Genomic DNA, 13,130 nt, shown 5'->3' on the forward strand with positions numbered 1-13,130 from the left:
GTTCCTCCTCTAGTATCTCTTTTGATCATAGATATGAGTTACTAGAATCATATAGAACTGTGAATATCAGACCCAATCCGATTACCTCTTTGAACAGTTGATCAATGGATATGAGACGCTACATTCTCGATAGTGACTGCTTCATGTAAAGCACAATTAACGCCATTTGCTACTAGTTTCGCCATATGGCTAATAAATGAGTCCACCTCTTTAGGGGTTACGACCAGATTTTGCCCAAGTGGATGTAAAACTTCCTCTATTAATTGACGCTTCTCAGCACTATTTAAACTACCTACCATCCCTAACATTTGACTCTGTGTCTGCTCATTCACTTGTTGCTCTGACAGTTGACGAACCGTAGGGCGATTGAGCGGATCAAGTGGATGATTTTTTTTACCTTCCATTTCGCGGCTAATATGCGCCATGACAAAATCAATTGTATCTAATGCAATCGTGGCTGCATCTACGACCGTTGGAATCCCAATTGCAATAACAGGTACTCCTAGAGTTTCCTTTGTAAGAGACTTTCGTTTATTGCCAACACCAGAGCCAGGGTGAATTCCCGTATCTGCCACTTGAATGGTCGTATTGACACGCGACAGAGACCGGGAGGCCAAGGAATCAAAGACTATTACAAAATCAGGCTTTGATTCTTTTACAACACCTTGCACAATTTCGCTCGTTTCAATCCCAGTAATACCAAGTACACCAGGTGAAACAGCACTAACAGATCGATATCCTTTTGAAACGGAATCTGGAGCCAATTCAAAAAGATGGCGTGTTACCAAAGCATGTTTAATCACTAATGGGCCTAGGGCATCAGCCGTTACATTCCAGTTACCCAAGCCCACTAAAAGAGCAGAGGCATTCTTTGCCACCTTTACTTCATATAGAAATCTGGCGAATTGCTCAGCAAAATGCTTTGTCACCCGTTGTAACAAAGTAGAATCTTGTGAGCGTAGACTAGGAACTTCTAATGTAAAGTAAACACCTGGTGCTTTACCAATCTCTTGTGCTGCTTGATCGGATTCAATCCAAATCCAACTTGTCTGCATTCCTTCGTCTTCTGTTTCTTCTTGGCGAACACCCGGAATCCGCCCATCTTGCCGATTTTTCAAAGCAAGATCATGAGCTTCTCGAGCTAGGTCAGTACGGTAAGAAATATGACTTAAATCTATGTTATGCATCGTTTCTAACACTCCCTTAATCAGACTAGAGATCATAAAATCAACGGTTACGGGCACTTCGTGTTACTAAACAATTTCTCTCTAGGGAACAAAATCTAAAAGAGATCGTTCTTCATACTATCCTCTCCAAACCTCCGCATATTCATGAATTTCTTGCCTTTTTCCGTTAGTGATGATAGAATGTTGCGTGTTGTATTCACAAACGTGACCCATCATGTATAAGGAGGTGACATCATGGCCAACTCCGATTCAGCGCTCAAACGAGCACGTGCAAATGAAAAACGCCGTGTCCATCGTGCTGCTCAAAAATCCGCTCTTGTTCGTACACCAGTGAAAAAGTTTCTCCACGCTTTGGATCAAAATCAAGATCAAGCAGCAGAACTCTTGCAAGTAGCCAACCGCAACTTAGATAAAGCAGTTACCAAAGGATTGATTCATAAGAACGCTGCAGCACGTAAAAAATCTCGCTTAACAAAAAAATTAAATGCGCTCCAATCCGCTAACTAATATAACAACGACCCGCCATCCAATGTTGGGTCGCTTTTATTGTTTATGGTATAATAATTCTTGCAGACTCCGCGAATCATGACTTTGATAGATGTCTATATCTGTCAAAATTATGCTAATGCTCATCGAACTCTCATTTTATCTCAGGAGTTAGACAGCTTTGATTATTGGGGGCTATTTGATGAGTATCCTCATTCTAAACCGAACCCCGATCAGCATGACCCCTTACGCAAAATACCTCAAACAATTATCTGAACCGCTACTTTTACTTACCAATGACGAATTTGAACACGAATACAGCGCAGATGACTATTCCTATATCGAATCTTTCCAAAACTATGACAACAATGGTCAAATCTATGCTCGAGCCATTGAAATCTATCAACAGATCCCTTTCCGTTCAATTCTTGCGATTGCAGAAGTTGATATTCTTCGTGCCGCAGAGCTAAGAAATTATCTTGGACTACCTGGGCAATCATTACAGAGTGCCACTGCTTTTCGGGATAAGGTGGTGATGAAACAACTTGCCAAACAACACCGCATCTTAGTCCCTCCATTTTCCCGCATCACTCGCCCCGCAGAACTACTTCAGTTTATACGAACCTATGGGTATCCAGTTGTGATGAAACCTGCAATCGGTGTTGGCAGCAAAGACACTTATGCCATTTTCAACGATCGAGAACTCGAAACGTTACTTATGCAAGGATTACCAGCAAATTATATGGTTGAGTCTTTTGTAAATGGAGACTTATATCATGTTGATGGAGTCGTCGCAGATGGTAAACTCGTTTTTTGCTGTGCTTCAAAATATTTACACCAACCCTTACAATATTCACGAATGGGTTACCTAGGTAGCTACCTACTTGATCAGCAAAATCCGCTTTATCAACGGTTATTAACACAAACTGCCCATCTACTTGCTTCTTTCCCTACTCCTACAAATACCACATTTCATGCTGAATGGTTTTATACACCAGATGATCAGATTATTCTTTGCGAGATTGCTAGTCGAACAGGTGGAGGAAAAATTATCGAAATGATTGAAGCTGCTTATCACATTCAAATGGTTCAAGCATTTTTGCAACCACAATGTCAAATCAACATGCCATTTGATCAAATTTTAAATACACCTCATAAACTTGCGGGATGGGTTAAGATTCCTCCAAAACCGGGTAAATTTATATCTGCACCTACTCCAATTCTTTTACCTTGGGTTCGTGATTTCCAATTATTAGCAGAACCTGGTAAAGAATATCATCACCCGAATGGGATTGGTTCATATATCGCATCATTTGTAGTAGACGGAGCTACAGAGCAAGAAGTATTTGAGAAATTAATCTATATTGCGCATTGGTTTAATGACCACTCGCAATGGGCAAGTTAATTTATAATTTAAATACAGGAAATATAATTGCATCATTTTTTTCGACCACAAAAAAACACTTGAAACTGGAAATAAAATAAATATAATACCCGAATACAAACAAATTTACTCCTTTTTTCATAATTTTATATAAAAATTTATTTTTATATAGCAAAATAATTTCGTATTATGATACAATTATTTTGCTTAATACCAAACCATTCGCTATGCTGTTAACTTATTGAAGGGGGCCTTTGATGAGCATCTTGATTCTTAACTCGATCCCTCATTACCGAAATCCTTATGAAAAACATCTTAAAGAGTTAGGAGAAGAATTAATTGTTCTCACAGCGGAAAAACACAAAGAGGGTTTTGAAGTAGGTGATTTTGCCTATGTTGAATCGTTTGAGAACTACGATCATAGTGGCAGTATCGAAAAAAGAGCTTTAGAACTATATGATCAATATCAATATCACACCATTCTCGCAGACTATGAATTTGATATTTACCGCGCAGCAGAACTTCGTGAACTTCTCAATCTAAAAGGTGGACAAACTGTTTCTAGTTCTCAAGTCTATCGAAACAAAGTCTTGATGAAAGAACGAGTACAAAGACATGGGATCAAAGTTCCTACATTTCAAGAGATCAAGTCACCTCTTGATCTAATACTTTTTGTGAAAGAACATGGATATCCGATTGTGATCAAGCCGATTGATGGTGCTGGTTCTATGGAGACTTTGGTCATTCACAATGAAACAGAGTTAAACTCCTTCCTGTCAGATGGAATTCCACACCATATAATGGCAGAAAGTTTTATCAAAGGCGACCTTTATCATGTTGATGGTTTTGTTTACAATGGGGAAATCATCTTTCTGTGTGCTTCAAAATATTTACAGTTCCCTATTGAATACAGCAACACCTCATACACAGGTGGCTATGTCTTACCGCCTAATCAAACATTAGCTAAGCGACTGACTGAAGAAACAAGAAAAGTTGTCGAGGCACTTGAGACACCCCTTCACACCTCGATCCATGCTGAATGGTTTCATACTGAGGATGACCAAATCATCTTTTGTGAAATCGCGAGTAGAGCAGGTGGCGGGCGTATCAAGGAGACCGTTGAATATACATTTGGTTTTAATGTGTATGAAGCAGCAAATCGTGCAAAATGCAATTTACCGATTCAGCTTCCTCCAGAAAAAGAAATCGATACCATTTATGGACGCATTTTAATGATGAGTAAAGAAGGAACCTTTCTTTCACCACCAGACAGTCCATCTCCCGTACCAGTAGTACTTGAAGAGATCATTGGAAAAAAAGGAAAACATTATGATGGACCCTATAACTGTACCGACGCCATCGCCGCTTTCGTCGTCGATGGCAAAACGGAAAATGAGGTTGTAGATAAATTAATGGCCATCTCAAAGTGGTTTGAGAATGGTGCTCGCTGGGAATAAATAATGGGCGAAGTCAAATACTTTACTTGGCCAAGCTGGTCTTATACATAAGGCTAGCTTCTTTTTCCGTTCATGAACCTGTTTTTCAAAAAAACAGGAAGGGTATCTTGCTTCTTTTAGTATAATAGTATCTAAATTAAAAAATATTGCATTTCACTTTACAATTAATACCTATTCATGATGACATCCAATTTACACAAAGTCTTAGGAGGGTTTCTCAATGAGCGTTTTAATTTTGAATTTCGTAGCATACGACCGCTGCCCGTATGAAAAATTTCTAAAACATTCGGGTGAGGACCTCATCCTACTAACCGCAGATGAATATAGACACCACTTTGACGAAAATGACTACGCTTACATCGAATCATTCCGGAATTATCGTCATAATGGCTGCGTTGAGCTCCGTGCGATTGAACTTTATGATAAATACCGTTATCACACGATTATCGCTAATGCTGAAGCAGACATCTTACGAGCAGCACAGTTACGTGAACGTTTCCAACTTGAGGGTCAAAAAATGCCGAGCGCTATCATGTATCGCGACAAAGCCGTCATGAAAGAACTGGCCCAAAAACATGGAATTCCATGTCCACCATTTGCACGCATCAATACTTCATTTGACCTGATTGATTTTGTAGGTCAACATGGTTACCCGATCGTTATGAAACCAGCAGATGGCGTGGGTAGCCGCGACACATATGTACTCCATAATGAAGGAGATTTGCGAGCATTACTTTATGAAGGGATTCCAAGTAACTATCTAGCAGAAGCGTTTGTATCGGGTCATGTCTGTCATGTTGATGGTATACTCCAAGAAGGAGAGATAGCTTTTATCTGCGCTTCAAAGTATTTAACCGAACCTATTAAATATCAAAATAATGGATATCTAGGCAGCTATCTATTAGAATCAACAGATCCGCTCGCAGTTCGTTTAGTTACCATGACCGAGCAATTGTTACGCGTTTTTGATACTCCTGCTAACACAACATTTCATGCTGAATGGTTTCATACTGATGATGATCAAGTTATTCTATGCGAAATTGCAAGTCGTACAGGTGGCGGCAAAATCGTAGATTCAATACATCAAGCATATGAAATTCATCTTGACCGTGCTTTTGTTGAAACACAGTGTCAAATGGACCCACAGCTACCTGGAAAAAAAGAAGAGATTCAACCCAAACAATTGACAGGATGGGTGAAAATCCCTCCACACAAAGGAGTTTTTGTTGCTAATCCTGAAGAAATCCTCCCTCCTTGGGTAAAAGAGTATGAATACCTTGCCGTTCCAGGGCGAAGATATGATGATCCAAATGGCGTACGTGAGTATATTGCCTCATTTATTGTTGAAGGAAGTTCAGAAACGGATCTATATGATAAATTGATCAACATTGCGAATTGGTATCATCACTCCTCCAAATGGGAAGATCGAGAAGAAGAATGAACAGGAAAAGTCAGGGAATTGTCACTTGTATCTAGTTCCTCAGTTAACGATATACTGGTCTATGAGTGGACATTGTCGTTAAAGGAGGCACATTTATGACAACTCCCTTTCCACTACATCCGTCTTTTTTTGTCATGATTGGTTTTGCCGTCATGGCTATTACAATCATGATCATTCGGATGCGTGCAGCTAAAAAACCAGCTACCATAAAAAAAATCCTCATTCCACCTTTAGGGATGAGTACAGGCTTTCTTATGTTTCTCTATCAACCGTTTCGTCTCTCCATCTCATGGGCTGTCATTGCCTTTCTGTCTGGTGCTCTTTTATTATCTGTTCCATTAATCATGACTTCTAAATTTCAAATAGTGGATCAAGACATCTACTTAAAACCATCACGAGCTTTCACTTGGATTCTGGTTGTCTTATTAATTGTAAGACTTGCTCTGCACAGTTATATTGAAGAATTTATTACAATCTATCAAACAGGTGGTCTGTTCTTTATCCTCGCATTTGGGATGTTACTTCCTTGGCGAATTGCCATGTATCTACGTTTCCGCAAAGTGGCAACACAATTAGCAGGACAAAGGTCCATTTCTACAAGTTAAAGTTCTTCTTCAGACTTGACACGAATTCCATGACGCTTCAATAAAGCAGTTGTCACTCCTTGACCTGCTTTTTTTGTTCCTTCAAACGTACCATCATAAATGACACAACTGCCACATGAAGGACTTCTCTCTTTTAAAATGGCTTCAGTCGCCCCAGTCAGCTTCGCCATCTGTAGTGCCTGCTCAGCTCCTCGAATAAAAGCTTCTGTTACATCATTTCCTGCTTGATCGATCACCTTTGCTTTACCATCTAGCACATCTTCACCACTTCCGCCTACGATTTGAGCGGGTAATCGTGGTGTGCTAAGTCCACCTAGCTGCTCAGGACAAACTGGAATTGCCTCCCCTTTTTTTATCATTTCTTGAATTTTTGTAACGCGATTTGCTCGCCCATCATAACGGCATTCGATGCCAGCAAAGCAAGCACTAACAATCTTTTTAGTCTCTTTTGAATTGTCCAAGTTATCCGCCTCCATCAAATAGTAACAGTTTTTTACGATGCTTTTTTTCGCTATAAAAATAATATATGATATCCTTGTTATGCGCCAGAAACAGGATATGATATCTTTTAGAACCGATTGAACCAATTATACTAGAGGAGTGTGTTTTCTCGTGTCTGAAACCGTAATTGTGGTAGGTGGAGGTTTAGCTGGAATGAGTGCGGCTGCTCGACTTGCTCACAATGGATACAAAGTAACCTTATTAGAAAAAGCTCCAAAATTAGGTGGACGGGCTATTACCATTCCCTTAAAAGGTTTTAATTTTAATTTTGGTGCCCATGCCATCTATGCACGAGATAAATCAGTTTTACGGAAGTTTGAAAGCGAGATCGGTCTCAAGGTAGATTGGAAAAACTTTTCGCCTTCAAAAGCTTTTTATGATATGGGTTCCTTTACTACCCCCATGCCAGCGACTTTAGCAGGTCTCTATCAAACAAAAGTGATCGATGCGGAAAATAAAGTTCGTTTTGCCTATGAAGTGATTAAAACCATGTCTTCGCTTGAGCGGGGTGAAGAAGGAGTTCTGATTGGAGATTATCTGCAAAAAGAATCCGATCCAGTGAGGGATTTACTACTTACTGTCGCTTCATCCAATTTCTTCACAAATGAACCAGAGAAAATTCCATCTCCTTTGTTTTTCCAATACTACAAACGACTCTTTGCCTCGACCCGTGCAGTCTCATACATAGGCGGTGGATGGTCATCGATTGTAGAGGGTTTTGCAGATATTATCACCAAGAATGAAGGAAACATCATTACGAAAGAAAAAATTTCTGAAGTAGAGTTAGATGAACAAAATAAAGTCGTCTCGATCAAAGGGAAAAATGACTCCTATCAAGCAGATCACTTTATATTCTGTATACCACCTAAGGAATGTTTGCAATTATTTGCTGAAACACCTTTGGCTACTTATTTTGAGGAGTATACAAAGTTTGTACCCACTCAAGTAGTGGTCTATGATATTGGTTTAAGTGAGCGAATTCGTAGTCCATTTACTTATGTTTACCAAAAGAGTGAACGTGTTTTCATTACAGATATCTCATATTATGACGAGTCTTGTGTACCAGAAGGCGGACAATTGATGCAAGCAATCGCGTATCTGAATGAACAAGAAGTCATTGAGAAAAAAGCGGATGAAAAAATTGCTACCATTGAAACAGTCTATGATAAACATTTCCCAGGTTGGAGAGACCTTCTTGTTGCAAAACGGGTATCGAAAAAGGCAATTGTACAGGAAATCAAATGTATTGATGACCAGCAATTGATGCCAACCAAATTTTATAGTATGCCAAACGCGTACTTTGCCGGTGACTGGTGCCGTGGCGAAGGGCAGCTCTCAGAACTCTCCTTCTCTTCTGCCTATCAAGTAACAAGTCGGATTATGAAGCATCCTGTTGAGGTACATTAAAAAACCTGGCTCTTTGATAGAGCCAGGTTTTTAACGAAAGACGACACCAACAAGAATGGTGCCAACAACCAAAAAGACTAAAAATATAGCGGCTAAAATCATCGTAAAAAGTGAACGATCTTTTGCTAATTCAATGAGCTTAGCTTGTTCCATCTGATCAAACCGGCGAATATGTAGATGTTGATTTAAATTCCCAATATAGATCAGAACGATAACAGCGATCACAATATACCAAATAGGAACACCCTCTAAAAAAGTAGCCTGGCCCCATCGTAACCACGCCTGAACAAATGCAAACAGCGCGACCAATATCTGAAGCAAAGATTGTGAAAGATAATATCGTCTCCAAACAACGCCTAGTTTCTCCCGCTCATATTGCCATATTGTCCGCATAGGTGGAAAGATTGCCAAGAGCGGGTTGCCAGTTGCAAATATCAAAGTTGGCATTGATTGTAGTAAGAAGACAATACCGATAAGGGTATATACAATAAACGCTGATGCTTGAAAAGCTAGTAATAGACAGAGAATGACAATATAGAATAGGTAGAGTCCATTTATATAAAACCACTGCTGTTTACGTAAACGTTGCAAATCATCCTTTTTCATCATACACCTCGATCAACTCTAATCATCTCATCATAGCATATCAGTCCCACAAGAATTGAGAATAGATATTGAACGTCTAGTTATGATTTGGTGTACGCCAACTAAAAAAGAGTCTCTCCATAACGATTTGCCGATCACAACTGCGAGTCTTCATCTGTTGATCAGCAGTTAATGCCTCAAGCATTAATTTTCGTAATGTTTGTTCAGCATATTTTTTCCCTTGCTGGGCTGCTAACTTTACAGGATATGGATGGGATTGTAACTGTTTGGCGATCTCACGTTCAGATTTCCCCTGTTCAAGCAATAGTTTCACATGTAGTAACAATCGAATTTGGCGTAAAATCAATGCCATAATGCGAATCGGTTCTTCTTTTTGCGCCAGCAAATCGTACCATATCTTTAAAACGTTATCGAGCCGTCTCTCCACTAATTGTCCCACTAATTGAAAGACATTTTGCTCTAGCGAACGGGGCACCAATTTTTGCACCTGCTCACGTTCAATTGTCTCGCCAGCACCCACATAAGTAGCGCATTTTACACATTCTTGATGCAAAGAGAAAAGATCGTTACCCACTAGATCGATTAACTGCTGACATGCCTCATCTGTGATCGATACCTGATATTGTTTGCATTGTTTCATCACCCATTTTTTTAGCCCAGCTCCTGAAAGTGAATTGAATTCACATACTTCTGCTTGTTTTTGTAATTGCTTGACCAGTTTCTTTCTGCGATCTAACTGATCACTTGGTACGACTAATACGAGAACGCTTGTTGAAACAGGGTGTTCAAGGTATTGCAATAACTGATCAGTATGATGATGTACATGATTATTTTTTTTACTACCTGTTAAAAACCACGCATTTGTAGCTACGATTAAACGTTGTGCCGATAAAAAGGGCGCTGTTTCCGCTTCTTCTATCACCTTTTCAATCGGCGTCTCTTCTAAATCGAATGAGGCGAATCCCCAATCAGAGTCCTCCAAATCCATGCACTTTTGTAAAAAACGCAAACTCTCTTGAAGTAAAAATTGTTCCTTACCGTAAAGCAGATAACAAGCATGAAACTCTTTATTCTTCCATTTTTTTAATAGCGCTCGATCCATGATTGTTCCTACTTTCATCTAAAAGTATCTCCTCTGTATTGAAGCAGAAATTGTTCTTCCTTTCCATGATTCTGATAGCTGACTTCAAGCACAGTTACAGAAATCCATTTCAAGCGGACGATTTGATTTGCATTTGAAATGGTATGACGGTATACCTCTTTCCCATCAATGGTCTGAATCATTACAGTTTGCCCTTGCCAAAATGCAACCCATTTTCCATTTGGTGAGATGGATTTAGGGGCCTTGATCAGATTCGTTTGAGGTGATTGGGGTGTACTCTCCATTTTATTCTCTACTAAACTCGATTGAGACCCAAATTGATCCTGAGACCATAAATATCCAGTCAAGCTGACCATCATCGCTGCTACAATACCAAGTCCAACTTTCCACCTTCTTCTAGTAAACCATCTTTTCTTCATTTGCTCCTGATCCAATTTTGCAACAACTTGATCCACTATCGAGATCGGGGGGGTTCGTTTTGGAAGCTGTCGTAACTCTTTTTCAATTGCCTGATAATCTTCCCGCATCTGCTGTAATTCAGGTTTCATAGATAATTCTTCTTCTAATCGGTGTTGTTCATCAGCTGACAATTTTTGATCAAGGCTTTTCTGAATCAACTTCTCCACCTGTTGCTCATCCATCAATTCGCCCCCCTCTCCGATACTCAGCCAGCTTCATTTTAAGCTGTTTGCGGGCACGAAACAAATGTGACTTCACGGTGTTTAAGGGCATCTCCAATGTACTGGCAATTTGCTGCAACGAGTAATCATGAACATATCGAAGTACGACGATATTTCGTTGTAAATTGGGCAATTCCAAGATTGCCTGATCAAGATCAAGCTGTACGGTCGCCCCTACTTCTTGTACTCCCTTTAAACCATCATTTATATATCTTTCATCAAGAGGAAATGTTTCTTTATTTTTACGCAAAAAATCACGACAAATATTTGAGACAATACGTTGCGCCCATGTAGAAATCGCTGCTTCACCTCTAAAATCTTGAATCGAGCGATAGATTCTGATGAAAGCCTCTTGCGTCATATCAAGGGCATCAGTCTCATTCCCTAACATATAATAAGCAGTTCTATATAAAGAAGACTCTAGTTGCTTTAGTATGTATACGATGGCTGAGCGATCACCCTGTTGTGCCAATCGAAGTTGTGCTTGATCAATCTCTTTCTCTGACAATCATCTTGTCCTCCTGTTTATTCTTCATTTTAACAAAGAATACGAATCGGTTAGAAGAACAAATCATAACAGCTTGTAGATAACTCTAACGCTCCCAATGATTGAAATAAAGAATATTTTAGATTTCATTGAAAATATTTCCATATATCGAACCAAGCGTACTTAGATTTTTCAATGTAAGGGCTTAATTAGTGTGGACAAGATTCGCTTGTCTGACTTCATTCCCTGTAGAGATTTCCATTCTTTGCGGACGAAAATGAATCGTAATCGCCCCTTGACGATCCGTTCTCCATATGCGTGATTTTTGCCACTTCAGTCGCTGTAACACTTCAGCTGCAGGATGCCCAAATCGATTTTTTCTCCCAACCGAGATAATGGCATGTTTAGGCTGTAATTGTTGTAACCAAGCTGATGATGATGACTTCCCAAAATTGTCCCCGAAAGGACAATTAAATGAACCTAAACACCAAATACGGAAACCTCAATGACTACGTTGTAACGCTACAGCACCTACTTGATGATGGAAAGGACATCAACGACACCAACGAATTTTATGAAATCCTCTACCCTTTTTTCGGTCAATTAGAAGGTGGTAACATTATATCAAAAATGGATAACGAGTTGTGGCAATTTGACCGCGATTCTACCAAGTTGAGCGAATACCATTACAAGAGTATGCCTTACTTAATCCGTAATCATGACCCTAAGCAATCCGATTTTATCACTTTTGCGAAAAAGAGTCTGAAACGTGCGACATCCAAAGTCATGACAGAAAAGAAGACAAAGATTCAAACATACCCGATCGATCAAATACCTGAAATAGATCAACCTTATTACACTGATCCAAATTATGACCAAGAAATCGATTCAGAAGAAATTAACTTTCTGATCAGGAAATCCCTTGCTTTAGTTAAAGATAAGGATCGCGAACGAACCCGCTACTTATGGGACCTATTAATTTGGTGGCTATATCGGGAAATTACTATGGATTTTGATGGACATTATCATTATGTACTGATTGATGATGAGGTTGCTTTCATGCATAAGGACATTAACAAAGTTAACAAAGAATTTACCAGGATAGAGAATTTACATTTTAATCAGTCACAAGCAGCATCTGAAATGACTAAACAAGGATTTGGATCAAAGGAATCTAACCTGAAATTCATACAACGTTTTTTTCAAAAATGCCACGATGAAATATTTACAGAACTGAAACCAAACACCACCTACAACAAGAACCGAAAAAAACGATTAGGACAACGCGGAAAATTCACACAAAACCAATGGGAAAAAGCACATGCAGAGAAATATAGCTCTTTATTCTTCGACAGCCGCCAAGCACAGAAGAATAAAGAGCATAAAAAAAAGTACAATGATTTCATCAAAGAACAACCTATTGAGGTTTATCATATTTCAGAAATTAAGTAATGCGCCAACATTACTTAGCCATTTGAGATTATATAGTCTTTGCATAGATTGGTCAAGTCTGAATAATTGCAATGGGATGGATAATTGATCCATCCTTTTTTTCTACCCAAAAAGCAGGTGTATATATGGATTACAAAGTATGGACTGCTGGTCCTGGATACTATTTTGGATATGTTGAGGATCAGAAAGTGGGCAAGCAGTTAGAAAAAGAATTTAGCTTAGTTGGAACCTATTTTGATAAAAAAGGAAAGGTTTGCGGTAAACAGTTTAAGTTCCAAGCTGATTATAAGGATCGATTTATAACCCGAATCGAAAAAGAAAAACGCCCATAAATC

Annotated in this window: 14 protein-coding genes; 8 read left to right on the forward strand and 6 right to left on the reverse strand. The window is 39.2% G+C overall.

The window, feature by feature from the left end; genetic code table 11:
- Window positions 1-101: 101 nt before the first annotated feature.
- Complete coding sequence (gpr, locus tag BUB71_RS05565; RefSeq protein ID WP_073153566.1) at window positions 102-1,187, reverse strand: GPR endopeptidase; 1,086 nt, start codon at window positions 1,185-1,187, stop codon at window positions 102-104.
- Window positions 1,188-1,421: 234 nt separating this feature from the next.
- Between gpr and rpsT the strand changes: the two genes are divergently transcribed.
- From rpsT to BUB71_RS05590, 5 genes are all read left to right on the forward strand, one after another.
- Window positions 1,422-1,694 (forward strand): 30S ribosomal protein S20, encoded by a 273-nt coding sequence (gene rpsT, locus BUB71_RS05570; RefSeq protein ID WP_073153569.1) that lies wholly within the window; start codon window positions 1,422-1,424, stop codon window positions 1,692-1,694.
- A gap of 181 nt (window positions 1,695-1,875) precedes the next feature.
- Window positions 1,876-3,078 carry an ATP-grasp domain-containing protein gene (locus BUB71_RS05575; protein ID WP_073154092.1) on the forward strand — a complete coding sequence of 401 codons (1,203 nt, stop codon included), beginning with the start codon at window positions 1,876-1,878 and terminating at the stop codon, window positions 3,076-3,078.
- A gap of 236 nt (window positions 3,079-3,314) precedes the next feature.
- A complete protein-coding gene (locus BUB71_RS05580; protein WP_073153572.1) occupies window positions 3,315-4,514 on the forward strand; it encodes an ATP-grasp domain-containing protein in 1,200 nt (399 codons plus the stop codon).
- 220 nt (window positions 4,515-4,734) lie between these two features.
- Complete coding sequence (locus BUB71_RS05585) at window positions 4,735-5,955, forward strand: ATP-grasp domain-containing protein (protein ID WP_073153575.1); 1,221 nt, start codon at window positions 4,735-4,737, stop codon at window positions 5,953-5,955.
- Window positions 5,956-6,050: 95 nt separating this feature from the next.
- A complete protein-coding gene (locus tag BUB71_RS05590; RefSeq protein ID WP_073153578.1) occupies window positions 6,051-6,560 on the forward strand; it encodes a CcdC family protein in 510 nt (169 codons plus the stop codon).
- Here BUB71_RS05590 and BUB71_RS05595 read toward each other — a convergent pair.
- Complete coding sequence (locus tag BUB71_RS05595; protein ID WP_245815531.1) at window positions 6,557-7,021, reverse strand: 2-thiouracil desulfurase family protein; 465 nt, start codon at window positions 7,019-7,021, stop codon at window positions 6,557-6,559. The genes BUB71_RS05590 and BUB71_RS05595 overlap by 4 nt on opposite strands.
- 151 nt (window positions 7,022-7,172) lie before the next feature.
- Here BUB71_RS05595 and BUB71_RS05600 point away from each other — a divergent pair, with 151 nt between their 5' ends.
- Window positions 7,173-8,468, forward strand: a complete 1,296-nt coding sequence (locus tag BUB71_RS05600; protein ID WP_073153584.1) for a phytoene desaturase family protein — start codon at window positions 7,173-7,175, stop codon at window positions 8,466-8,468.
- Window positions 8,469-8,498: 30 nt separating this feature from the next.
- On the opposite strand, the gene BUB71_RS05605 is transcribed toward BUB71_RS05600, so the two are convergent.
- From BUB71_RS05605 to BUB71_RS05620, 4 genes are all read right to left on the reverse strand, one after another.
- Window positions 8,499-9,077 carry a hypothetical protein gene (locus tag BUB71_RS05605; RefSeq protein ID WP_139278992.1) on the reverse strand — a complete coding sequence of 193 codons (579 nt, stop codon included), beginning with the start codon at window positions 9,075-9,077 and terminating at the stop codon, window positions 8,499-8,501.
- A 73-nt stretch (window positions 9,078-9,150) separates the two neighbouring features.
- Complete coding sequence (gene holA, locus BUB71_RS05610) at window positions 9,151-10,194, reverse strand: DNA polymerase III subunit delta (RefSeq protein WP_084731147.1); 1,044 nt, start codon at window positions 10,192-10,194, stop codon at window positions 9,151-9,153.
- Complete coding sequence (locus BUB71_RS05615) at window positions 10,191-10,817, reverse strand: anti-sigma factor family protein (RefSeq protein ID WP_073153591.1); 627 nt, start codon at window positions 10,815-10,817, stop codon at window positions 10,191-10,193. Before BUB71_RS05615 ends, holA begins: the two co-directional genes overlap by 4 nt.
- Window positions 10,810-11,364, reverse strand: a complete 555-nt coding sequence (locus tag BUB71_RS05620) for an RNA polymerase sigma factor (protein WP_245815532.1) — start codon at window positions 11,362-11,364, stop codon at window positions 10,810-10,812. The genes BUB71_RS05615 and BUB71_RS05620 overlap by 8 nt, the downstream gene beginning before the upstream one ends.
- A 453-nt stretch (window positions 11,365-11,817) precedes the next feature.
- On the opposite strand from BUB71_RS05620, the gene BUB71_RS05625 reads away from it, so the two are divergent.
- Together BUB71_RS05625 and BUB71_RS05630 are read left to right on the forward strand one after the other, a co-directional pair.
- Window positions 11,818-12,795 carry a hypothetical protein gene (locus tag BUB71_RS05625; RefSeq protein ID WP_073153594.1) on the forward strand — a complete coding sequence of 326 codons (978 nt, stop codon included), beginning with the start codon at window positions 11,818-11,820 and terminating at the stop codon, window positions 12,793-12,795.
- A 125-nt stretch (window positions 12,796-12,920) separates the two neighbouring features.
- Window positions 12,921-13,127: a hypothetical protein gene (locus BUB71_RS05630; protein WP_073153598.1), complete on the forward strand. Its 207-nt coding sequence runs from the start codon at window positions 12,921-12,923 to the stop codon at window positions 13,125-13,127.
- Window positions 13,128-13,130: the final 3 nt, after the last annotated feature.

Source organism: Seinonella peptonophila (genome assembly GCF_900129355.1).
Lineage (GTDB): Bacteria > Bacillota > Bacilli > Thermoactinomycetales > Thermoactinomycetaceae > Seinonella > Seinonella peptonophila.

What these genes read in the sequence shown, in the direction of transcription:
- gpr (WP_073153566.1), bottom strand. Translation starts at nt 1,187, where the DNA reads ATGCATAACATAGATTTAAGTCATATTTCTTACCGTACTGACCTAGCT.
- rpsT (WP_073153569.1), top strand. Translation starts at nt 1,422, where the DNA reads ATGGCCAACTCCGATTCAGCGCTCAAACGAGCACGTGCAAATGAAAAA.
- BUB71_RS05575 (WP_073154092.1), top strand. Translation starts at nt 1,876, where the DNA reads ATGAGTATCCTCATTCTAAACCGAACCCCGATCAGCATGACCCCTTAC.
- BUB71_RS05580 (WP_073153572.1), top strand. Translation starts at nt 3,315, where the DNA reads ATGAGCATCTTGATTCTTAACTCGATCCCTCATTACCGAAATCCTTAT.
- BUB71_RS05585 (WP_073153575.1), top strand. Translation starts at nt 4,735, where the DNA reads ATGAGCGTTTTAATTTTGAATTTCGTAGCATACGACCGCTGCCCGTAT.
- BUB71_RS05590 (WP_073153578.1), top strand. Translation starts at nt 6,051, where the DNA reads ATGACAACTCCCTTTCCACTACATCCGTCTTTTTTTGTCATGATTGGT.
- BUB71_RS05605 (WP_139278992.1), bottom strand. Translation starts at nt 9,077, where the DNA reads ATGATGAAAAAGGATGATTTGCAACGTTTACGTAAACAGCAGTGGTTT.
- holA (WP_084731147.1), bottom strand. Translation starts at nt 10,194, where the DNA reads ATGAAAGTAGGAACAATCATGGATCGAGCGCTATTAAAAAAATGGAAG.
- BUB71_RS05615 (WP_073153591.1), bottom strand. Translation starts at nt 10,817, where the DNA reads ATGGATGAGCAACAGGTGGAGAAGTTGATTCAGAAAAGCCTTGATCAA.
- BUB71_RS05625 (WP_073153594.1), top strand. Translation starts at nt 11,818, where the DNA reads ATGAACCTAAACACCAAATACGGAAACCTCAATGACTACGTTGTAACG.
- BUB71_RS05630 (WP_073153598.1), top strand. Translation starts at nt 12,921, where the DNA reads ATGGATTACAAAGTATGGACTGCTGGTCCTGGATACTATTTTGGATAT.